The 21,203-nt window shown below is 60.1% G+C and carries 17 protein-coding genes; 14 read left to right on the top strand and 3 right to left on the bottom strand.

Going from position 1 to position 21,203, the window contains the following annotated elements; all coding sequences use genetic code 11:
- Window positions 1–81: 81 nt before the first annotated feature.
- Entirely contained in the window at window positions 82–651 is a 570-nt protein-coding gene (locus G7Y41_RS09165) for a GNAT family N-acetyltransferase (protein ID WP_231367283.1), read from the bottom strand.
- A gap of 290 nt (window positions 652–941) precedes the next feature.
- Between G7Y41_RS09165 and G7Y41_RS09160 the strand changes: the two genes are divergently transcribed.
- From G7Y41_RS09160 to G7Y41_RS09150, 3 genes are read left to right on the top strand one after another with little or no spacing between them, the layout of a single operon-like run.
- A complete protein-coding gene (locus G7Y41_RS09160) occupies window positions 942–2,003 on the top strand; it encodes an efflux RND transporter periplasmic adaptor subunit (protein ID WP_196819504.1) in 1,062 nt (353 codons plus the stop codon).
- A 2-nt stretch (window positions 2,004–2,005) separates the two neighbouring features.
- Window positions 2,006–2,788, top strand: a complete 783-nt coding sequence (locus G7Y41_RS09155) for an ABC transporter ATP-binding protein (RefSeq protein ID WP_165316357.1) — start codon at window positions 2,006–2,008, stop codon at window positions 2,786–2,788.
- A complete protein-coding gene (locus tag G7Y41_RS09150) occupies window positions 2,785–4,206 on the top strand; it encodes an ABC transporter permease (protein ID WP_165316356.1) in 1,422 nt (473 codons plus the stop codon). Before G7Y41_RS09155 ends, G7Y41_RS09150 begins: the two co-directional genes overlap by 4 nt.
- Before the next feature lie 58 nt (window positions 4,207–4,264).
- Here G7Y41_RS09150 and G7Y41_RS09145 read toward each other — a convergent pair whose 3' ends face one another.
- Window positions 4,265–5,104: an HhH-GPD family protein gene (locus G7Y41_RS09145; RefSeq protein WP_165316366.1), complete on the bottom strand. Its 840-nt coding sequence runs from the start codon at window positions 5,102–5,104 to the stop codon at window positions 4,265–4,267.
- A gap of 174 nt (window positions 5,105–5,278) precedes the next feature.
- On the opposite strand from G7Y41_RS09145, the gene dcd reads away from it, so the two are divergent.
- The 3 genes from dcd to G7Y41_RS09130 all read left to right on the top strand — a co-directional run bounded on the left by dcd (window position 5,279) and on the right by G7Y41_RS09130 (window position 8,207).
- Window positions 5,279–5,860 (top strand): dCTP deaminase, encoded by a 582-nt coding sequence (gene dcd, locus G7Y41_RS09140; protein WP_165316355.1) that lies wholly within the window; start codon window positions 5,279–5,281, stop codon window positions 5,858–5,860.
- Window positions 5,861–5,897: 37 nt separating this feature from the next.
- Window positions 5,898–7,187, top strand: coding sequence for a hypothetical protein (locus G7Y41_RS09135; RefSeq protein WP_165316354.1), 1,290 nt, complete (start codon window positions 5,898–5,900; stop codon window positions 7,185–7,187).
- A 129-nt stretch (window positions 7,188–7,316) separates the two neighbouring features.
- Complete coding sequence (locus tag G7Y41_RS09130; RefSeq protein ID WP_165316353.1) at window positions 7,317–8,207, top strand: hypothetical protein; 891 nt, start codon at window positions 7,317–7,319, stop codon at window positions 8,205–8,207.
- Here G7Y41_RS09130 and G7Y41_RS09125 read toward each other — a convergent pair.
- Window positions 8,204–10,684: a (Fe-S)-binding protein gene (locus tag G7Y41_RS09125; protein WP_165316352.1), complete on the bottom strand. Its 2,481-nt coding sequence runs from the start codon at window positions 10,682–10,684 to the stop codon at window positions 8,204–8,206. The two genes, G7Y41_RS09130 and G7Y41_RS09125, sit on opposite strands and share 4 nt — an antisense overlap.
- Before the next feature lie 305 nt (window positions 10,685–10,989).
- On the opposite strand from G7Y41_RS09125, the gene G7Y41_RS09120 reads away from it, so the two are divergent.
- The 8 genes from G7Y41_RS09120 to purF are packed head-to-tail and all read left to right on the top strand — an operon-like array spanning window position 10,990 to window position 21,163.
- Window positions 10,990–14,049 (top strand): Na+/H+ antiporter subunit A, encoded by a 3,060-nt coding sequence (locus G7Y41_RS09120; protein WP_196819503.1) that lies wholly within the window; start codon window positions 10,990–10,992, stop codon window positions 14,047–14,049.
- Window positions 14,046–14,597: a Na(+)/H(+) antiporter subunit C gene (locus G7Y41_RS09115; RefSeq protein WP_165316350.1), complete on the top strand. Its 552-nt coding sequence runs from the start codon at window positions 14,046–14,048 to the stop codon at window positions 14,595–14,597. The genes G7Y41_RS09120 and G7Y41_RS09115 overlap by 4 nt, the downstream gene beginning before the upstream one ends.
- Complete coding sequence (locus G7Y41_RS09110; RefSeq protein ID WP_165316349.1) at window positions 14,594–16,519, top strand: Na+/H+ antiporter subunit D; 1,926 nt, start codon at window positions 14,594–14,596, stop codon at window positions 16,517–16,519. Before G7Y41_RS09115 ends, G7Y41_RS09110 begins: the two co-directional genes overlap by 4 nt.
- On the top strand, window positions 16,516–17,055 hold the full coding sequence (locus G7Y41_RS09105) for a Na+/H+ antiporter subunit E (RefSeq protein WP_165316348.1): 540 nt from the start codon (window positions 16,516–16,518) through the stop codon (window positions 17,053–17,055). The genes G7Y41_RS09110 and G7Y41_RS09105 overlap by 4 nt, the downstream gene beginning before the upstream one ends.
- The gene (locus G7Y41_RS09100; protein WP_165216676.1) at window positions 17,052–17,435 is read left to right on the top strand and encodes an MrpF/PhaF family protein; all 384 of its coding nucleotides are present in this window, start codon (window positions 17,052–17,054) and stop codon (window positions 17,433–17,435) included. The genes G7Y41_RS09105 and G7Y41_RS09100 overlap by 4 nt, the downstream gene beginning before the upstream one ends.
- Window positions 17,432–17,827, top strand: a complete 396-nt coding sequence (mnhG, locus tag G7Y41_RS09095; RefSeq protein ID WP_165316347.1) for a monovalent cation/H(+) antiporter subunit G — start codon at window positions 17,432–17,434, stop codon at window positions 17,825–17,827. The genes G7Y41_RS09100 and mnhG overlap by 4 nt, the downstream gene beginning before the upstream one ends.
- 7 nt (window positions 17,828–17,834) lie before the next feature.
- On the top strand, window positions 17,835–19,475 hold the full coding sequence (locus G7Y41_RS09090) for an RNB domain-containing ribonuclease (protein ID WP_165316346.1): 1,641 nt from the start codon (window positions 17,835–17,837) through the stop codon (window positions 19,473–19,475).
- A 59-nt stretch (window positions 19,476–19,534) separates the two neighbouring features.
- Window positions 19,535–21,163 carry an amidophosphoribosyltransferase gene (gene purF, locus G7Y41_RS09085; protein WP_442984233.1) on the top strand — a complete coding sequence of 543 codons (1,629 nt, stop codon included), beginning with the start codon at window positions 19,535–19,537 and terminating at the stop codon, window positions 21,161–21,163.
- The last annotated feature ends 40 nt before the right edge of the window (window positions 21,164–21,203 follow it).

The raw sequence follows: 21,203 nt of genomic DNA, 5'->3' as shown, positions 1-21,203 counted from the left end.
TCAGAGTTGTTCACAATGTGCACTGTTAAGCGTCACACACTCCGCAGAATGCCTACGTGGCCCACGATTTTCTGCGTCGAATCACGCGCCGAGGCGCGGTGCGGGACGTCGGAAAATGAACTCGTGGTCGCGCGTGAGCCCCACGGGAAACTCATACTCGCCGGCCCGCTCGAATCCGTAGCGAGCGTAGAGGCGTTGAGCTCGAAAATTCTCTGACCAGACACCCAACCACAGCGTCCGCGGTCCCACAGAATCCAGCCACTCAAGGGCCGTCTCGAACAGTGCGCGCCCCCAGCCTCCACCCTGGTGATCGGCAAGGATATACAGACGTTTGACTTCGCCGTCACCTGGAGCAATGTCGCGATGAGGCAGACCCGCCGGTCCAGCCAAGACGTATCCCACAGCGCGGCCACCATCAACGCCTCGATCAGTGGCGTCGTCCTCGTTCCCTGGAATCTCATCCACGAGCAGCCACGTTGCGTACCTCTCGTCTGCGAAAAGACGCGAGAGCTCGGAAGGGGAATACGTGGAATCAAGGAAGAAGCGCAGATCCTCGGGAGGGTACATGTCACCGAAGGTTTCCGTGAAGGTTTGACGCGATAGCAGGGATAAAGCGGGAATATCTGCACTGGTTGCGCGGCGAATGAACACGAGGACCTCCCGAAAGTATTCCCGATGATTGACGGACTCTGCCCTGAATTATCCCTGAGACATACCCTGGTTTCTCGCGTCATTTCGCTGAAATGCATGTGATATTTCGTATCCTGAATCAAGCGATGACGGCAGTTGCAGGCCTGTTGCCGGGGTTTCCACATCGAATGAGCCGGAGATCGGCGAGAAGACGATGCCCGAAAATCGCCAGGTGAAAGGCCGGTAACGGGCAGGCGGCAGGTTGAAAGCGGCGCGCGTCATGCGAGACACCACAGAACAAGGGAGGCGGAATGGCCGTCAAAACTCGGACAGCGAATGTCCTTAACATCCTGAAAACAGTCATTTTCGCCATTATCGCGATCGCCTTCATTAAGTTCGCGTTCTTCCCCGGGGGATCCGCCGATGATGCCTCGGACCCCCTCGACCCCTCAGCAGACTACGGGCAGCTCACGGTGACACCAACAACGGGAGACATCACGAACACAGTGTCGCTCAACGGAACTATCGAAGCGGATGCCCCCACCGAAGTGAAAGCAACCCTTGCCGGCGAGGTCTCCCACGTGTACGTCGCTAACGGTGACACCGTCCAAACTGGAGCACCCGTCCTTGAACTCCGCAAGGAAATGCCCGGAGAAGACACAGAAACTACTGACGAGGACGGAAACGTCAACGTCACCCCCGGACAGCCCTGGTACTCCTACCAGACCGTCTACGCGCCCTCGGCGGGAGCCATCTCCCTCAGTGCCCTCGTTGGTCAGACATTTTCCGTTGGGGATACCGTCGCTTCGGTTCAGCCGCCGACGTTCTCCGCGGTGGCTACTTTGTCGGCTGACCAGATGTACCGTCTTGAACAAGCACCCACCGAAGCAACGATCACGGTGAAGAACGGGCCCGCGCCTTTCACCTGCTCCGGGTTAGCCATCGTCTCGCCAAAGCCCCACACATCGAACTCGCCGAATGCGGGTGATGGGTCGGGGTCAACGAGCGACTCGCTGAAAGCCCGATGCGCCATCCCCGCGGATCAGAAAGTATTCCCGGGGCTCCAGGCGACGATCGACATCGTTGCCGGTCAGGTCAAGGATGCTCTCCTTGTGCCGATCTCAGCCGTTGAGGGACGCTACAACACCGGATACGTGTACCTGCCCGGAGCCGACGGAGGTGAACCCAAAAAACACCCCGTCTCCCTTGGACTCACGGACGGCAAGTTCGTCCAAATTACCGAGGGCTTGAAGAAAGACCAAGAAATCCTCGAATTCACGCCTTCGGCCAGCGGGCAAGATCTTGACGGAGATGGAGTTCCCGATGATCCGAACATGATGGGGGATGGTTCCACCGGCGAAGGGGACGCATAACGATGCCGCTCATTGAGCTTAAGGACGTCACTCGAACCGTTGAACTTCCAGACGGCGAGGACCTCCACATTCTTCGCGGCGTCAACCTCAGTGTCGAGGCCGGCGAGCACGTGTCAATCGTGGGTCGCTCCGGAACGGGCAAATCGACGCTCCTGAACATCATTGGGATGCTTGATCGTCCAACGTCGGGCACCTACGAGATTGAAGGACGCGATGCTGTTCGCCTGCGCGAAGGGCAGCGCGCACGGATGCGCGGCGACATTTTCGGTTTCGTCTTTCAACAGTTCAACATTTTCAATGCCCGAACCGCGTTGGAAAACGTTGAAGTTCCGCTGCTGTATGCCTCGGGCCGCAACTTCTGGAAACGACGTGAACTATCGGCCCGGATGCTTGAACGGGTGGGGCTGGGGGACCGTTTGGATTCCTACCCCACGGAAATGTCAGGTGGTGAACAGCAGCGCATCGCAATTGCCCGATGCCTCGTGCGTCAACCGAAGATCATCCTGGCTGACGAACCAACGGGCGCGCTTGACCCCGATACGGGTCGTACCGTTATGGACCTGCTCGAAGAAGTTGTCAAAGAAAATAACGCCGCCCTCATCGTCATTACGCACGACATGAACGTTGCCGCCCGCGCGCAAAGTGTCTACGAACTGGGGCAGGGCGTTCTCACGCCCATTGAGCAATACGACGGCATCGTCGTCAGCGGAGCTGACAGGCGAGCGATCCCGGGTGATGGCTTGGCCATTGCGCCCGCGAATGTCGCCGAGGAGGGGGACGCATGAGAATCCTCAATGAAATCGCCGGGGCTGTGGTTGAAGCCTGGGGTGAGGTCAAAGTACAAAAGGCACGCGTCATCCTGTCTCTCGTGGGAGTTGTTGCGGCGGTCACCGCAATGACGACGGTCATCGCACTGGGAGACCTGACGGTTCAGTCGAACATGGAGAGAATGGAAGCCGCCGACGGACGTGAAGTGACCCTCCACGTCTCTGTGAGCCAGAATTCGTCGGATCAGCAGGGGAATTCCTCCACAGAGCCTGTGACATCGGCTGATTCGCAAAGGAACGAGGGCGAGCACGCGGCCGGTGACGAGGGGACCCTCCCGCCGCCCGACGGCACGATCCACGATCCCATTGGTCATGCGATGGAAACTGTTGCTCAGAGATTTGCCATTCCCTACTGGTCGCGAAGTGTTGGGTCCTCCGTTGATTTCACGGAGGTTCAGCGTGCCAACCAGAGCGGACAGTTTCGAGGGCGTCCCGTGGTCAAGAATGAGTATGGCTACCAGCCCACCACGGTGACGGCTGTGGACCCGAACTATCAGGTGATTTTCCGAACCGTCCTGAGCCAAGGGCGGTGGATTTCACCAAACGACGCAGACCAGCGGGTCACCCCGATCGTCATCAACACGATTCTCTGGGACATGCTGGGGCGCAGCCCCATTGAAGACCCGATCATCTTGCACGGGACAGACCCCCAGGCCACACCCTTCCGGGTTGTCGGCATCATTGAGGCAAAATCAAAGTGGGAGTCTCCCTCAATGTACGTCGATTACACGGCGTGGCAGTACGTCAAGTCTGAGATGTCGTCCCATTCCGACGCGGGGGGCGGAATGGGAATCGAAGGGCACGCATATGGCGGCTACACGGGACCTGAGACCGAGATGCTCGTCTGGGTTGGGCCCGAGCAGGAAGAAGAGGCACGCCGGATTATTCCGCAAGCTGTTTCTGCCGTGTTGGGTGAGGGCTGGACTGCGAGCGTCTATGGCGGAGACGGCTGGGATGGCGGTCGGGAAGAGCTACGGGCCGCCTCTCAGATCATCATGGTCATCGGTGGAATCGTCATCTTCCTCGGGGCACTCGGACTGCTCAACGTCGCGATCGTCACGGTTCGTCAACGTATTCGCGAGATCGGTATTCGCCGAGCAATGGGGGCATCAGCTACACGCGTATTCTTCGCGGTCTTCATGGAATCGGTTGTTGCAACCTTCGTTGCCGGTGTCCTCGGCGTTGCGATGGCGGCGATCATTCTGCGTTTCCTCCCCCTGGAAAACATGGATATCGTCCTCCAAGACATGCCGGCATTCCCCGTTGGGGCGGCGCTGACAGGCGTGGGGATTGCCACGGCAATCGGCGCGCTATGCGGCATTATTCCCGCGGTTGCCGCGATTCGTGTCAAGCCGATCGACGCAATTCGTTACTGAGGATCAGACGCAATTCGGTACTCAGGAGCACCTGCCCAGGCGCAGTGAGATGACGCGCCTACGGAAGTGAATACCGCAGCGTTTCAGGGTCGTGGCGTAGCAGCCCGTCACGAACGAGACCGTGAACAACGCGTGCCGCCTGGTCGGGCGGGGCACCGGGAAGCGTTGCCGCGGTGAGCGCTTCGGCCCGCGTCATGGAGGGATGGGCCTGTCCGTCCTCGTGAAGCAAACGAAGCGCCGCGAGGACGCGCCCCCTGGCCTGACGATCAGTGCCTTTCCACTCCTGCCCTTTGGGCCGGGTTTCAGCACGAGGGAACCCCAGGTGCGCCCACTGGCAGGCTGAACGTATGGGACATGAATCGCAGTGAGGGCGTCGCTGAGTGCAGGTGATTGCGCCGAACTCCATGATGGCGACGTTCCAGTGGGCGCACGCAGCCCCGTCCTCGGGAAGAAAATGCGTGGCCCGAGCAATCTCGCCTTTCGTTGGTGCCCCACGAGGGGCGAACTCCTGGCCGTCAAGAACCCGCGCGAACACGCGACGAACATTCGTATCGAGGACGGGGACCCTCGCATGGAATTGGAAAGAAGCAACAGCCGAGGCCGTGTACGGGCCGATCCCCGGAAGTGACATCAGTTCCTCAATGTCGGCGGGAACTTGCCCGCCGGGACGCGCACTGATCGCCGCGGCGCACTCTTTGAGCCGAAGAGCGCGGGAAGGATAACCGAGGGTCTTCCATTCAACGAGGACGGCGGAGGTGTCTGCGGCCGCGAGATCAGCCGGCGTTGGCCACAGCATCATCCATCGTTCCCAGATGGGTTGAACCCGGGGAATCGGTGTTTGCTGACTCATCACCTCGAAAACGACAGACCCCCAGGGTGAGACATCGTCACGACGCATCGGGAGGTCACGCCGGTGCACGCGATACCAGCGGGTCAGGGCTTCGACGAAGCGATCAGGTGTCAGCGAAGAATCGGGGGCGGAAGTCACGGCTCAAGGGTAATGGGCCGAACATGTCATATGCCGAGTGGAACCGGGGTGCCGCAGGTTGGGGGATGTGAAAGAATGCAACACATGCTGCTCAGTGATCGTGATATTCGTGCAAGCCTTGACCGTGGTCGGATCAGGCTTGACCCTCTGGACCGCGACCTCATTCAGCCGGCGAGTATCGACGTTCGACTCGATCGATTGTTCCGACTCTTCGATAATCACCGCTACAGCGTCATTGACCCGGCTGCGGACCAGTCCGACCTCACTCACCAGGTGGATGTTGGCCCCGATGAACCCTTTGTTCTGCATCCGGGTGAGTTTGTTCTGGGAGCAACCTACGAATGCGTGACGCTGGGCGATGACATTGCCGCCCGGCTTGAAGGTAAGTCATCTCTGGGACGCCTGGGACTGCTCACCCACTCGACCGCCGGTTTCATTGACCCCGGATTCTCCGGACACGTCACCCTTGAGTTGTCGAACACAGCGACCATGCCCATTCTCCTCTACCCGGGAATGAAAGTGGGGCAGCTGTGCTTCTTTGACCTGTCATCTCCGGCTGAAAACCCCTATGGTTCCTCTGGTTTGGGCTCCCATTATCAGGGCCAGCGCGGTCCCACTGCCTCGCGTTCGCACCTGCGTTTCGCGCGTACGCGTATTGATCACTAATCAACGATGATCACGCACACGATCATTGGGGAAACGCATGACTGAAGCAACGGGTCCCGGGGGGAATTTCCCGACGCGCCGCTCGATGAAAGAGCGGATGGAACGCGCCCAGGAGCTCAAGCGCCGGCAGGACCCCGCACATCGGGGAGATTCCGCGGCCGAGCAGAGTCTCCACACCCTCACGCACACGAATCTTACGGCCGTTACCGGTCTTGATCCACTCGACACCTCCTTCGGGGTGGACCATACGGGGCAGCTTGCTCAGATCCCCGCAACTGCGTCGATCGCCGCAAACCTGACGATCCTCGAAGATGCGCGTCCCATTGACCCGAAGGTTGGAGATCAGCATCATCTTTTCCTTCTGCCCAGCGAGGTCGAGGCAGCGGAAATTGAAGCGCTCGCGGTATCCATGTGGGATGATGCCGGATGGATCGGACCGGGGGATCTGCGTTTGACTTCGTCGGCGCATCTTCAAGGACCGTGGGCCGTGGACTCCCAGGCGCGCGCAGCCTTGGGCTCCGCAGCTATTCACACCTCAGCCTGGATCCTCCACTGTCCAACTGTGCGAGGCCAGGCACCCACCGAGGCGATGCTCAAAGCGGGCCCGCTGTCACAGGCGTTCCCCGATGCAATGCCCTCGGGAATCGAATACCGCGTGCTGCTGGCGCTGACGCGCATGAGTCGGCGTCTGGGTGGGGCCCTGCGGATCGCCGGGTCAGGTGAGATCTTCGCATCGGACCCGGATTCAGCGGTTTCACTCTTCGTGTACGCACCCAGGTGGATCGAGCCCCAGGACCTTCTGACAGCCATCCGACGAGAGTTCCCACAGGCCCACGACGTTCGAGAAGAGGAATCTGCGAGCGCGTCCCCGACGGCATACATGCTTAAACGTGAGGAAGAGAAAGTCCGGGAGCTGCGCGCATCGCTCGGTCCGGTTCGTGAGGACATTGAAACAAAGATCGCCCGAATGAGGGCCGAAATTGCCCGGAATGCGCAGGAACCGAAACCGCAGATCGTTGACGGCTACGCGGTGAAGTCTCCGGTGGGGAACCGATCGGACATGATCATCGAGGTGCGGACAGTTCCCAGTCCCCCGCGTGTCCTCCGGTGGGAGTCATGGACAACCGGCGTGATTATTGAATATCAGATCCGGTGGCTTCCCGGGGGAACACATCACGTTCCTGTCACCGGGTTGTCGCGGACGGCACGACTAGATCGCGCCCGTTCGGCAGCTGATATTGAGAAAGCGGCGGGGATCGTTGTGTCTCTCGTCGGGGGGAGCGTCATTGACGAGGACGGATTCCTCGTGGGGCTCGAACAGGAGTAGGTGCCTTCTCGCCGAGGATTTTCTACGCGGAGAGTGAAAAATCCGCGCTTCACGGTGCATCATCGTCGTCTTTTCAGCAAACTCACAGTGTATTTCGGTGGAATGAGTGCAGCACTTGAGGAGGCGACAATGATGGAAAAACCCCGCGGTGAACACGTTCGTGAAGTCGAATTAATTTTCGAGGACGACGACGCGCCTTTCCGTTCAAGCGCGCACACCCAGGACGTTCCCCATGCTCAACCGGAATCGGGGGTGCGATTTACCCAGAGCGCCAGCCAGCGCGTTTCCACGCCCACTGACCGGCAAGCAGCCTCGTCCTCGTCCCTTGGAGAAAACCTGACGGCCCAGCCGGTCAGACGCATGTCAACGTTGACTCTGCCGGTCTGGGTGGCTCTGGTCGCTCTTGTTGGCGTGGTCATTGGAGGGACGGTTGCGGTGCATGTTCCTGCGGTGTCCTCGATCGCTGGAATCACCGGTGCGCATGAGTTCACGAGCTCGGATGTCCTCGCCGGAGCAAACACGCTGGTGTCGGTGCTGCTCAGCCTCGTCGGGGCAATCCCCATCCTCGGTGGCGCCTACGCGCTCATCCGTGGTTTCGGCGTTCGTTTCCCCGTGTCGCAGCTCATCGTCCCCATGTGGGTTGGATGGGTGATCGCGGGAACTCTTCACCTGATGACGTTTGGGAGCGTGCCCTTCTTCCTCTCGCGCGTTGCCTTCCCCGTTGCCCTTGCCGTCGTCCTCGTCTCCATTCTGCGATCACACGAGGGTGATACTGGCGGCGACCGTGTTGGCTCATGGCACCTGGGAAGCATCGTCCTCGGCGCAACGGTCCTCACCATCAGCGTTGCCGCCCTGGCGATTGCCACCGGAACAGGCACTCTCCTTGGAGCCATCGGATCCGTTGTCGGCGGGGCAGCGGCCGGTGTCATCGGGATCGTCGCCTGGAACGCTCTGATCCACCCCATTGTTTCCCTCGGCCAGCGCGTGCGCTTAGCTGCAAGCCTCTTCAGGCGGGCCTAGCTGCGGGGCTTGGCGCTGCGCGTCACCGCGTCAAGTAACATCACCGCAACATCAGCAACAACGGGCCCCGAGGTGCTTTCTGCGTGCGCCTCACCTTCGGACCTCACAAGACCGGCGGACGCGCCCGCTGCGGAACCGAGCATCTGAGAACAGAACGGACATGCCGTTGCGATGACATCGGCTCCCGTAGCTGCTGCCTCGGCGTATCGCGCGTCAGCAATCCTGATGCCGCGCGACTCCTCAAACCATGCGTGAGCGCCTCCCGCTCCGCAGCACATCGCCCGGTCGTGGTTGCGTGGCATTTCCACGAGCTCGACGTTGGGTAACGAGGACACAAGTTCACGAGGCGGTTCATACACCGCGTGATGACGACCCAGGTAACAGGCGTCGTGATACGTCACGTGGAGGGGGCGTCCCTGCGAGTCCTCCTGCGTGGGATCTGCGGGAGCAACGGGAGTGAGGCGTCCTTCGCGGACGAGGCGGTTGAGGAGCTGCGTGTGATGCACGACGTCAAAGGTTCCTCCAAGTTCGGGGAACTCACCGGCGATCGTGTTGAAACAATGGGCGCAGGACACCACGATTGCCTGAGCTTTCGCCTCGTGAAGAGTGTCGATTGCCTGGGCTGCAAGCATCTGGAAAAGAACTTCGTTTCCGGCGCGCCTGGCCGGGTCGCCCGTGCAGGACTCACCTGAGCCGAGAACCGCGAATGACACCCCGGCAATGTGGAGCAGTTGCGCAACCGCAGCTGTTGTGCGTTTTGCCTTGTCATCGTAGGCCCCAGCGCAACCCACCCAGAACAGGTAGTCAACGTCCTGAGCGGACTCAACGTCCTCGCCAATGACGGGAACGTCGAAGTCGAGATTCTTTGCCCAGTCCATGCGTTTACGCGCCGGCTGGTTGTACGGTGTTCCCTTTGTTTCCATCCCACGGAATGCTCGACCCAGATCCTTAGGGAAGGCCGATTCCATGAGGACCTGGTGGCGGCGCAGGTCAAGGATGTGGTCAATGTGTTCAATGTCGACGGGGCACTGCTCAACGCACGCCCCGCACATCGTGCAGTCCCATAAAACATCGGTGGAGACAACACCGGGAACCAACGGTTCGGGAAGATCAGCAACCCCGTTGGGGCCCGTTGCCCCCGAAGAACTCAGGGCCGTGAGGACATCAAAGGAATGGGGGATCGGCTCGACACCTTTATCAATGACGCGCACATCGCCCGGATCAATTCCATCGGTAGCGCCGTCGGGAATTTGGCCGTCAACCAGGTCAAGGGCCGACACTTCTTTATTTGACACGGATTCCATGTGGTCGCGCAGACCAAGAATCAGCAGTTTCGGTGACAGCGGCTTCTGCGTATTCCACGCCGGACATAGCTCCTGGCAGCGCCCACATTCCGTGCACGAGTAGAGATCAACGCGCGCCTTCCAGGACAGGTCGGCGATTGATCCGACGCCGAGGACCGCGTCTTCGGGCAGATCGTCAACGTCATCAGGTGAGGTCACGGGACGTCCGCCAATATGCATGGGAGCCGCCGCCCCCAGGGATTTGCGGCCGTTTGGGAAGCGACGCGCATACAGGTTGAGCAGCGCAATGAAGCGATGCCAGGCAACCCCCATTGTTGTCTGCACCCCCACGACCATGAGCCAGACCATTGACGTGATGATCTTCAGCGTGGAGACGAGGACGATAGCGTTTGCGAGGACAGTGACGCCATCAGTCCCGGCATCAGCGACGCCACCGAGAACAAGTGAGCCGATCCACGCGGTCAGCGGGAAATGCCCAAGGGACGCGAGCGCCTCGTGCCCGGGAAGGAGCGACCTGAGCGCGTAGTCAAGGCCCCGCAAAACGATGACGCACCCGCAGACAATGAGTACCACCCATTCAACGAAGCGAGCCTGCCAGCGGGTTGATCCGAGGAAGCGCGAGGCAAGTCCCCGGGGTGAGCCGTCGCGGGGGAATGGGGACGAGGACGAGGCCGCCTCCTGTGATTCGCTGTTCTTCTTGTGAGCCGCGTCCGGGGACGAGGACGCCGAAAGCGACGCTTCGGCGATCGATCCGTGGCCTGCGTGAGTGCGAATCACCATCAGGGTGATGATGCCGAGGAATCCACCCCACGCGAAGAACTCCGTCAGCCATTCCCACGCGATGAAATGCCCGATGAGAGGTAGTGCCCACGTCTGATCACGCAGGTGAGCGAACCCGGTGATGAGCGTGAGGAACAGGAGAGGGAAAGACATCATCACGAGCCAGTGGGCCGCTTTGACCCACGGGCGCCCGTGGAACTCCCGGTGCGTGAGGATCGTGGTGATCATTGACCACAGGCGTGTGCCTACGGGACGGAGCCGACCTGGCGTGGGGGTGCCGGCAGCGACCTGCCGCCACATGTGAGCAATGCCGCGCGCAAAGGCGATGACAGCAAAAAGTGTGGCGAAGAGCGAAAAGACCCAGCAGACAACGCTTAGCGTGGGTGTGGCCATCGGGACCTCCGTCGTGTTGTGCACCTGCGTGCCATTGTCTCACTTCTTCAATGCCCACGGCCGCCTCGGATTCCTGGGAGCCGCAGGTAGTTATCGACGTCCTCATCAATGTTCACTCACTGAAAACCAGCGTACGATTTTTTGGGGGATCGGCGGCGGATACTCACGCGGGATTAGCGCGGAATACCCCGGAAGAGCTGCGTGAATACATCCGGGACAAGCACTGGGGTGCCGGAACTAGCCCGCGCGGGAGTCCGTGTGGGCTTGTAAAATTATCGAAGCCGACGACTGCCAAGGAGAACTTGATGCTGGCTATTATCGCCGCGCATATATGTGGTGCACTTCTTGCACCGTTCCTTGTCAGAGCCTTCGGGCGTCACGCGCTCGCGGTCCTCGCCCTCGTTCCCGGATCTGCCGCAGGGTACGCGCTCCTTCACTCCGCGCAGGTACTCAACGGAGACCCCATAGTCGAGGAACTCAGGTGGATCCCGGGGCTGAGTATGACGCTCCCCATGAGGATGGACGTGTTGTCCTGGGTGATGACCCTCATCGTTGGGACCGTCGGCGCACTCGTCATGGTGTACGCCTCGCGCTACTTTTCCCACAGCGCTCACGGGCTGCGCAGGTTCTCCGCGGTATTCACGGCCTTCGCTGGCGCGATGCTCGGAGTTGTCCAAACAGATCACACGATCGGCCTGTACATCTTCTGGGAGGCAACGTCAGTCCTCTCCTTCCTCCTCATCGGACACCACTACGACCGTCGACCCGCCCGGGTGGCTGCTCGCCAAGCCCTGACCGTGACAACCTTCGGGTCCCTGGCAATGTTCGCCGGATTCGTCATCATCGGTGAAATGCCCGCAGGGTCGTACCGTTTTTCCCAGCTCGTGAATTCCCTATCGGCAGACACACCACAGGGAATTGATGTCGCCTCACCCCTGTGCATCGTTGCTGGAGTGCTCATCCTCCTGGGAGCTTTCTCCAAATCCGCTCTCGTTCCCGCCCACTTCTGGCTTCCCGGCGCAATGGCTGCACCAACCCCCGTGTCCGCATTCCTTCACGCCGCCGCAATGGTTAAAGCCGGTGTCTACCTCGTTGCTCGACTCACCCCGGGAATGACGCAGGTGCCCGTATGGTCGCCGCTGGTCGTTGCCGTTGGTCTGATAACAATGCTCCTGGGGGGATGGCGGGCCCTCAAACAGGATGACCTCAAACTCGTCCTCGCCTATGGGACGGTCTCTCAGCTGGGGCTCATCACCGCGACCGTCGGCCAAGGAAGCGCGGGTGCACTCACCGCGGGGATGACGATGCTCGTCGCACATTCCTTCTTCAAGTCGACGCTTTTCCTCACGGTCGGCGCCGTCGAATCCGCAACCGGAACCCGAGAAATCTCCAAGCTCTCGGGATTGGGAAGACGCAAACCCGTCCTCGCCGCCGCCGCTGGACTTGCCGCGCTGTCGATGGCCGGAGTGCCGCTGACAACCGGATACCTGGGGAAGGAAGCGCTGATCAGCGCACTTCTTGACGGAAGCGCAGCGGCGTGGAGTAGTCGGGCACTCGACCTCGTCACCCTGGGTGTTGTTGTCTGCGGATCAATTCTGACCGCCGCCTACTCCTGGCGCGCATGGTGGGGGGCCTTCGGTGTGCGTTCGGTAACGCCGATCGGAGTGGCTAATCCGACGTGGCCACAGTCGCCTCGCGTCCACGACTGCCGACCGACCCCCTTCTTCATGTACGCCCCGATCGTCCTCTTAAGTTGTGGTGCGCTTCTCGGCCTCGCCCCTCGGCCGCTTGAGGAAACGTTCGCCCAGGTGTCAACCGGGTTACCCGGACACGCCCATCTCGCGTGGTGGTCAGGGTGGATTCCCGCTGTAACGACGCTGGGGATTTTCGCTGTGGCAGCTCTGCTCGCCGTTGCCGCACAGAGGGTTGAGGTCTGGCAAAAACGCTGGACGGTTCCCGTTGCAGCCGCTGATATGTATGCGTGGACGATGCGGGAACTTGAGATCGTTGCCGCACGCGTGACGCGGTTGACGCAGAGAGGCTCGCTCCCGTGGGACCTGTCGACGATCCTCGTGACCCTGAGTGCCCTGACCGCCGGGGCCATGATCATGAAGCCGCCGAGCGTATTCGTTGTGCGCTTCGCAGACTCGGGATTCCAGGTACTCATTGCCCTGATCATCTTCCTTGCAACCGTTGAGACCGTGCGTTCACGTCGCCGGCTTCGTGCGGCGATTTCCCTGGGAGGAGTTGGCCTGGGAGTTGCTCTGCTCTTCGCATCTCAAGGGGCACCGGACCTTGCCCTCACTCTGATCGTTGTCGAGGCCGTGAGCATCGTCATTTTCGTTCTGGTGCTGCGCAGGCTTCCGCGTTTCTTCTCCGACCGTCCGCTCGCACACAACCGCTGGTGGCGATTCGCAATTGCGGTGACCGTTGGTCTTGGCGTTGTCCTCACGGGAATTTACGCATCTTCTGCCCGCATTCACGAACCCGTGTCGGCAATCATGGCGAACGAGGCACAGGAATTCGGTGGAGGCGACAACATCGTCAACGTCATCCTCGTTGACATGCGAGCATGGGACACCGTGGGAGAACTCTCGGTGCTCCTGGTCATTGCTACCGGTGTGGCATCGCTGATTTATGTGCGCTCACGATCGGGCCGTATCGACAGGGCTCCCGCTCGAAGCGCCGCCAGTGATGCCGATGCTCGCCCTCTGCGCCGCAGAGTGCGCCGCGTTCCCTTCCTTCGCGGAGCCGAAGCCCTCCCAACTTCCGAACGCTCGATCGTTCTTGAGGTCGTTGCACGCCTCCTCTTCCCAACGATGCTTGTTCTGTCCGTGTGGATTCTTCTCGTTGGCCACAACAACCCCGGTGGTGGATTCATCGGCGGTGTCATTGCCGGTCTCGCATTCGTTGTGCGCTACCTGGCGGGTGGGCGTCACGAACTGGGTGAAGCCATGCCGATTTCTCCCGGTCGGATCATGGGTTTTGGCCTGTTCATCGCGGGTGCGGGAGCCCTCGCGCCCGTGCTCTTTGGCAATACCGTTCTTGAATCAGTGGCTGTCGATCTCCATCTGGGGATTCTCGGCGACATCCACTTCACCACAGCGATGATTCTTGACATCGGCGTTTACGTCCTCGTTATCGGGTTGATCCTTGACCTGATCTCCGCAACGGGCGCGGAAATTGACCGTCATTCACCTATCCCAGACTGTGGGGTCCCCGCTTCCGATCACGTTGGGATCGAGACTGCACCGATCGAACAGCCCGCAGACCGACATGCACACCCCCTCGATGTCAGCGGAGAAAACAGCGAAACCGGTGCCCTTGGGGCAGTAGGGCAACGAGGGACGGGAGCACGCCGATGAACTTCCCTTCGCTCGTTATTCTTCTGATCGCCGGAGTCCTTGTTGGCGGCGGAGTCTATCTTCTCCTTGAACGCACACTGACGCGGATCTTTATTGGCCTGAGTCTCATCACCCACGGAGTCAATGTCCTCCTCCTCGCCTCAGGTGGGGCGGCGGGGCGACCACCGCTGCTCGGCCAAGAAAATCCAGCAACTGTGGCTGATCCGCTTCCGCAGGCAATGATGCTGACGTCAATTGTCCTTTCACTGGGGACCACTGCGTTCGGCCTCGCTCTGGCGTACCGGCAGTGGAAACTCACCGGACACGATGAGGTTGTTGACGATATTGAAGATCGTTGGCTCGCCGATCGTGCCGTTGACGAAATCGAAGCCGACGAAGCCATCACGGGTATCGAGGACGCGGGAATTAACTACGACAAGGATGACGAGGACGCACCGGATCTTGAGGGGACGGTCCACGGCAGCCAGTCTGATCGCTTGGCACGCAAGGGGCGCCCCGGCGCTGAGAATCGTGAAGAAGACTCAGAAGAACGGGGGAGAAACGCATGACACAGTATTCGTGGTTAATTCCCGTTCCGGTGCTGCTTCCCCTGCTTGCGGCGGGGCTCGCCCTCGTTCTTGGCCGACGCTCGATTGCCCAGAGGGTGCTGTCGCTTATTGTTTTGTCAACAACGACAGTTGTGTCGGTAATCCTCGCTTTTGCGGTGAATAACGGGCCCATCGTTGTCGATGCGGGCAGTTGGGCTGCGCCCATTGGAGTCACCCTCGTCGTTGACCGACTGGCCGCCACGATGCTCGTTGTCTCCCAGATCGTCACCCTCGGCGTTCTCATCTACTCACTTGCACAGTCGGCAATTGACGATGACCCCCGAGCTCCGGTCGCCGTCTTTTTCCCCACGTTCCTTGTGCTGTCAGCGGGCGTGTCCAACGCGTTTCTCACAGGTGACCTCTTCAACCTCTACGTGGGTTTCGAGATCCTCCTCGCGGCATCCTTCGTCCTCATCACGATGGGTGCGACACGAGGACGAGTCCGTGCGGGCTCCGTGTACGTCGTGGTCTCGCTGTTCTCATCGGTGCTTTTCCTCGCCGGAATTGCGTTGACATACGCAGCAACGGGAACGGTGAACATGGCGCAGCTCTCGCAGCGTCTTCCCGAAATTGACCCGGGAACGTCACTGATGATTCAGGCGGTGCTCTTCACCGCCTTCGGAATCAAAGCTGCGGTTGTTCCTCTTCAGGCATGGTTGCCAGACTCCTACCCCACGGCTCCGGCCCCGGTCACAGCCGTTTTTGCTGGACTCATGACAAAAGTCGGGGTCTATGCCCTCATCCGCCTCCAGGTTTTGCTTTTCCCGGGCGGACGCATGTCGACGTTACTGACGGTGATCGGCGTTGCGACCATGCTTCTGGGGATCCTCGGTGCAATCGCCCAGGACGACATCAAGCGTCTGCTGTCTTTTACTCTTGTCTCCCACATTGGCTTCATGATCTGGGGTCTTGCCCTGGTCAACGAATGGGGTCTCGCGGCGGCAATCTACTACGCGGCTCACCACATTCTCGTGCAGACCACACTGTTCCTGATCTGCGGACTCATCGAACGTGCAACGGGAACAACGTCGTTGAGTCGCCTCTCGCGCCTCTATCGCACCGCCCCGGTGATCGCCGTGATGTTCCTTGTTGCCGGATTTAACCTCGTCGGGATTCCGCCGCTGACAGGTTTCGTTGGGAAACTCGCCTTGGCTCAGGCCAGCGCGCAAGCAGGGACAGTACAGGCGTGGATTCTCCTTGGCGCTGGAATACTCACCTCCTTCCTCACGCTGTACGCGGTGACAAAGTGGTGGAACCTCGCATTCTGGCAGACCGCAGAAGACTCACATTCTGCCCTGACCAGCGTCGTTGTTCGTCCGGGTGCGCCCGAAGCAATCCGCCAAGGCGCCCAGCGCCAGCTTGATCGCGTCCGCGACGTCCACGTTGCGGTTGCTGAGAGGTCACGCCGGGCTTCGAGGGCGTCACGCACGGAAACAGAACTGACTCGTTCAAGCAGTTCACGCGTGATGTACGCGGTTGTTGGCGTCCTCATCGGGATTCAGATTCTCATGGCGGTGGCATCCGGGCCCATCTGGGATTACGTGACTCGGGCGGCCTCGGACCAGATGGCGCGAACTCCTTACATTCAGGCAGTCTTACGCAGCGACGGTCGAGGAATAGGAACGTCAGCAGATAAATCCGGGGGAACGCAGTCCGTGCCTCAGACCCCTGATCCAGCGAACACGACGAAGGCCGAGGGAGGGGAACCCGACGCGCAACGCACGCATTTCCTTCCCGTTACCCCCTTCCCCTCCGATGGAGCGTCCCCAACGGAATCCGCCCAATCCTCAGCCCAGGAGACAACGGATGATGGCATAACGAATGTCGGCGTTCTTCTCCCGCAGTTCCTCCCAGAGCAGATGCGGGTAGGTGATGGGCAATGAAGACAATCCTCAGCAGGATTTCACCTGCACTCAGCGTGTGGCTCCTTATTGTCTGGCTTCTGGTGTTTAACAGCGTCTCCCCGTTGACGATCGTGTCGGGCATCCTCGTCTCCCTCGGTGTTCAGATACTGTTCCCGATGCCGCGCGTGGGCACGCGGTGGCCTGTTCGCGTGATATCGGTGATGATTCTTCTTGCGCGTTTCCTTTGGGATGCGTTGATGTCAGGGCTCCATGTTGCCTGGATCGTGTTGGCAGGAAAAGAGCCGACCACGGGAATTGTCCGGGTGGACCTGCATTCGAATGATCCCGTGCACGTGACAATCCTCTCGGCGATGACGTCGCTTATTCCTGGGACGATCGTTGTTCATATTGATCGCACGAGTGGACGAATGTACCTCCACGTTCTTGATCTCGACGGAGCCGGTGGACCCGAGGGCGTGCGTGACCAAACGGAACGCCAAGAAGCGCGAATCCTCCGTGCTCTGGCACCGCGTACCGTTACTGAATCCATGCGAGACCGGGAGAATGCCCGATGAGTACCCCCGATGTTCTTCACGCGCTCGCCGCGATTCTCGCGACAGCCGCGGCGTTACTTGCCCTGGTGCGCATCGGTCGCGGGCCAACACAGTTGGACAGAATCATCGCCAATGACGTGTTGACGGCCTCCGGTATTGTCCTCCTTGCTGTGATGATTGTTGTGTGGGTGCGAGCCGACCTCGCCGTTGCTCTCATCCTGCTGGCGTTGACGGGCTTCCTTGGGCCTGTGGTTCTCGCGCGCTTTGTGCGCCGCGACAAACCCCATGAGAAGAAAATCCTCACCCAGGAGGAAGCTCGGATTCAGCGAGAAATGCGCGAGGAAGAGGCAGCGAAAGCCGAGATCGACGAGCTGCTTCGCGCCGAGGAGGAAGCCCAATGAACACAGTCATCGGGGCACTGCTCATCCTCGCCGGTGCATTCTTCACACTGATTGCAGCGATCGGCCTCGTCCGCTTAAAGGACCCGTGGAGCCGCATGCATGCGGCATCGAAACCTCAGCTTCTGGGCATGGTTCTCATCCTCGCGGGAATCGCCGTGGAGATGTGGGACATCCAATGGGTGTTCATCGGTATTGTCATTGTGGCGCTTCAGATCATCACTGCGCCCGTTGGATCGCATCTTATCGCTCGCGCGATCGACCGGACGCAACGCTTTGGAGCAACCATCCCGGAGGCGCATCTAAGCGTTGACGACCTCGCCGCAGACCTGAAGTCTTACCGCGACTTTGATTCGGCTCCACACGACGATACGGAGGCCAGTCCCCGCGACTGAGAACGCTATGGTTCAACTCAACCGCTTCCGCCTGAGCGTTGACGACTCCTCGCTTGTTCCGGTACTCAAGGACATTCGTGCAGAACTTGAGATTCCCTCCCAGTTCCCCGACGACGTCATCAGGCAGGCTCAGCGCGCAAGCATCCAGTGGGACGAGTGCGTTGCGCTCGCGGGTCTGAGGCCACCACCGGATACAGCAGACTCTCACGCTGGCGACATTTACCGTCTCAACGACCTCCCCACAGTGGACTGTGTGATTTCCGAGGACGAGTTCCCCGACCTTGATCGGCGGGCAATCCCTCGCGTTGATGCCACAGCAATCCCCTTTGTCACCATTGACCCTCGGGGATCACGCGACCTCGATCAGGCTGTTCACCTGGCTCGCTTACCGGGGGAGGATCCGGCGAACTCAGGCTTCCTGGTGACCTATGCCATCGCCTCTTTAGCCACATTTGTTCCACCGGGAAGTCCTCTCGACACCGAGGTCCGAGGACGCGGCCTCACCGTGTACATGGCAGATCAGTCAACACCGCTGCACCCGCCAGAACTCTCCGAAGGAGCGGCCTCTCTGCTTCCAGGACAGATCGCTCCGGCCTGTGTCTGGCAGATCGAACTCTCACCCACGGGAGCCGTTGTCTGCGCCAATGTCACCCGCGCTTTCGTGTGCCCACGCGCCCAACTCTCCTACGACGAGGTTGAGGACGCCCGGCTGAAGAACCGTCCACTCAGGGGAGCGCCGCTCGACCTCGTCCCCCTTCTTGAAGAGATCGGGACGAAACGCCGCGCGAGAGAAACAGCTCGCGGAGGAGTGTCCGCTCCAACTCCGGAGCAGGAGATCGTCAGGATCCCCGACGCCGATGGCGGATCACACTATGCCCTGAGGTTTAGGGCAAACACGCTAGTTGAAGAATGGAACGCACAGATTTCCCTGCTGACGGGAATCTGCGCTGCGGCGAAAATGCGTGACGCTGGTCTGGGGATTCTGCGGGTCGTTCCCCCAGCACCCGATGCGGAAATTGAACGACTACGGGCCGTTGCTCACTTCCTCGGCGTTCTTTGGCAAGAGGACGAACCCTACGCTCAGCTGGTTCCCTCTTTGGATCCGGTGATTCCCGCGCACACAGCCTTCCTCATCCAAGCAATGCGCCTGTACCGGGGCGCATCGTATATGGTGCTCACCGACTTCCCCGAACCGGGTGACCCTCAGATCCGCCACACCGCGATCGCTGCGGAATATGCCCATGCGACCGCCCCACTTCGACGACTCGTTGACCGGTGGTCCCTGGAAATCTGCCTCGCCCACGATGAGGCACGAGAGATTCCTGCGTGGGTGAGGGAATCGATTGAGTCGATTCCCCCGATGATGACGAGGGCGGCGCAGCGAGCCTCAGCTGCGGAGAAGAAATCGCTGGGAGCAATTAGTGCCAAGCTCCTCATCGGGTACGAGGGCGAGCTGTTCCGCAGTGTCATTGTCCACAGTTCCACACCTCAACGTGGAAAAGTGATGCTCAATGAGCCGGCCGTCATTGCGCCCGTGACTGCCCGAACTGTGGACGATCAGCTGCCTGTGGGGGCGCAGACCGAGGTCGAATTGCTGCGTGCAGACGTTGCAGCCAGGCGTGTTGAATTCATGTGGCCGGGAGAGTGATATGAACGTCACGCCCGATCTATTGGTATCCATATTGAGCAATATGAGAAGGTGAAGGCGTGACTTCAGTCTCGCAGAATATGGACCACGCACTTTCCGACGTCGAAATCTTCGGAGACGACCATCCACACGATCACTGCGGTGTATTCGGTGTGTGGGCACCCGGTGAAGATGTTTCACGACTCACGTACTTTTCGCTTTACGCGCTCCAACACCGCGGGCAGCAGTCGGCAGGTATTGCGACGTCAAATGGGGAACAGATCCTTGTGTACAAGGATCAGGGGCTGGTTAACCAGGTGTTCTCCGAACAAACACTTCAGGGACTCCAAGGGCACATCGGCCTCGGCCATGTTCGCTACGCAACAACCGGAGCAGATACATGGCGTAACGCTCAGCCAACCCTGGGGCCAACAAGTGCCGGAACACTTGCGCTGTGCCATAACGGCAACTTGATCAACACGACAGAATTGCGTGAACTCGCCGCGTCAATTGCCGAGGACGACAATTTTGAGCACGGGGCGTCAACGGATACGTCGATTGTTACGGCGCTCCTTGGTCTTGCTCAGCACATTCCCGGTCCTATCCCGTACGTCGGTCCCGCTCGCTCCGTCACCGCGGCCTCCGTCGAGCAGACTCCTGATCACTCAGGCCTGACGCAAGAAAACAACGCGGGGGACTTAGGCGAGTCCGCCCTCGTCAATGAGGAAATGCCCGAGAATACGGCTGAAGGTGGTGCGCTGATTCCCGCGGCACTCAAAGTGTTGCCGCGACTCAAGGGCGCATTCTCCCTGGTCTTCATGGATGAAAATACGCTGTACGGCGCACGCGACCCCCACGGATACCGGCCCCTCGTCCTCGGGCGTCTCTACTCCGGGTGGGTGCTCGCTTCCGAGACCGCCGCTCTTGACCTGTGTGGGGCAACATTCGTTCGCGAAATCCAGCCGGGGGAACTAGTCTCCATCGACTCCAACGGCGTGCATTCCCGATATTTTGCCGTCACGCAGGCGTCCACCTGCGTCTTTGAGTACGTTTACCTTGCGCGCCCCGACACGACGATCGGTGGACGACGCATCGTTGCGGCCCGACAAGAGATGGGAGCGATCCTCGCGAGGGAAAGTCCTGTCGAGGCCGACCTCGTTATGCCGACCCCGGAATCTGGTAATCCAGCGGCCATTGGTTACGCGCAGGAATCCGGGATTCCTTTCCAACAGGGGCTCGTGAAGAACTCCTACGTTGGCCGAACCTTTATTCAACCGACGCAGTCTCTGCGGCAGTTGGGTATTCGACTCAAACTCAACCCGCTGCGTGAAATCATTGAAGGCAAACGCCTTATTGTGATTGACGATTCCATTGTTCGCGGCAATACCCAGCGGGCTCTGGTGAAGATGCTGCGCGAGGCCGGTGCTGGCGAAGTTCACGTGCGAATTTCCTCGCCGCCCGTGCTGTGGCCGTGCTTCTTCGGCATTGACTTCCCCACGCGCGCTGAACTCATTGCCTCATCCATGAACGTTGACGAGATTCGCCAGTCAATTGGTGCCGACTCGTTGGCATTCTTGTCGATGGACGGCATGGTGGAGGCGACGCGGCAGGGAACAGGTCTGTGCCTGGGATGCTTCACCGGTGAATACCCTGAACCCATTAAAAAGGGCACGCCGATTCCTGGGACTCCCGGAGCTACGGCCTGCTAGCCCTTCCGTATTCCTCACATCACCCGATATTCCGTTCACT

Origin of the sequence: Schaalia sp. ZJ405 (genome assembly GCF_011038885.2) — a bacterium.
Lineage (GTDB): Bacteria > Actinomycetota > Actinomycetes > Actinomycetales > Actinomycetaceae > Pauljensenia.
The sequence above is the reverse complement of the archived record's forward strand: the minus strand, read 5'-3'. Positions and strand labels throughout refer to the sequence as shown.

Bases quoted from the DNA above. Each gene is read 5' to 3' on its own strand.
- dcd (WP_165316355.1), top strand. From the start codon at position 5,279: ATGCTGCTCAGTGATCGTGATATTCGTGCAAGCCTTGACCGTGGTCGG.
- G7Y41_RS09130 (WP_165316353.1), top strand. From the start codon at position 7,317: ATGATGGAAAAACCCCGCGGTGAACACGTTCGTGAAGTCGAATTAATT.
- G7Y41_RS09135 (WP_165316354.1), top strand. From the start codon at position 5,898: ATGACTGAAGCAACGGGTCCCGGGGGGAATTTCCCGACGCGCCGCTCG.
- G7Y41_RS09160 (WP_196819504.1), top strand. From the start codon at position 942: ATGGCCGTCAAAACTCGGACAGCGAATGTCCTTAACATCCTGAAAACA.
- G7Y41_RS09115 (WP_165316350.1), top strand. From the start codon at position 14,046: ATGAACTTCCCTTCGCTCGTTATTCTTCTGATCGCCGGAGTCCTTGTT.
- mnhG (WP_165316347.1), top strand. From the start codon at position 17,432: ATGAACACAGTCATCGGGGCACTGCTCATCCTCGCCGGTGCATTCTTC.
- G7Y41_RS09110 (WP_165316349.1), top strand. From the start codon at position 14,594: ATGACACAGTATTCGTGGTTAATTCCCGTTCCGGTGCTGCTTCCCCTG.
- G7Y41_RS09120 (WP_196819503.1), top strand. From the start codon at position 10,990: ATGCTGGCTATTATCGCCGCGCATATATGTGGTGCACTTCTTGCACCG.
- G7Y41_RS09145 (WP_165316366.1), bottom strand. From the start codon at position 5,104: ATGCGTCGTGACGATGTCTCACCCTGGGGGTCTGTCGTTTTCGAGGTG.
- G7Y41_RS09155 (WP_165316357.1), top strand. From the start codon at position 2,006: ATGCCGCTCATTGAGCTTAAGGACGTCACTCGAACCGTTGAACTTCCA.
- G7Y41_RS09105 (WP_165316348.1), top strand. From the start codon at position 16,516: ATGAAGACAATCCTCAGCAGGATTTCACCTGCACTCAGCGTGTGGCTC.
- G7Y41_RS09090 (WP_165316346.1), top strand. From the start codon at position 17,835: ATGGTTCAACTCAACCGCTTCCGCCTGAGCGTTGACGACTCCTCGCTT.
- G7Y41_RS09100 (WP_165216676.1), top strand. From the start codon at position 17,052: ATGAGTACCCCCGATGTTCTTCACGCGCTCGCCGCGATTCTCGCGACA.
- G7Y41_RS09125 (WP_165316352.1), bottom strand. From the start codon at position 10,684: ATGGCCACACCCACGCTAAGCGTTGTCTGCTGGGTCTTTTCGCTCTTC.
- G7Y41_RS09150 (WP_165316356.1), top strand. From the start codon at position 2,785: ATGAGAATCCTCAATGAAATCGCCGGGGCTGTGGTTGAAGCCTGGGGT.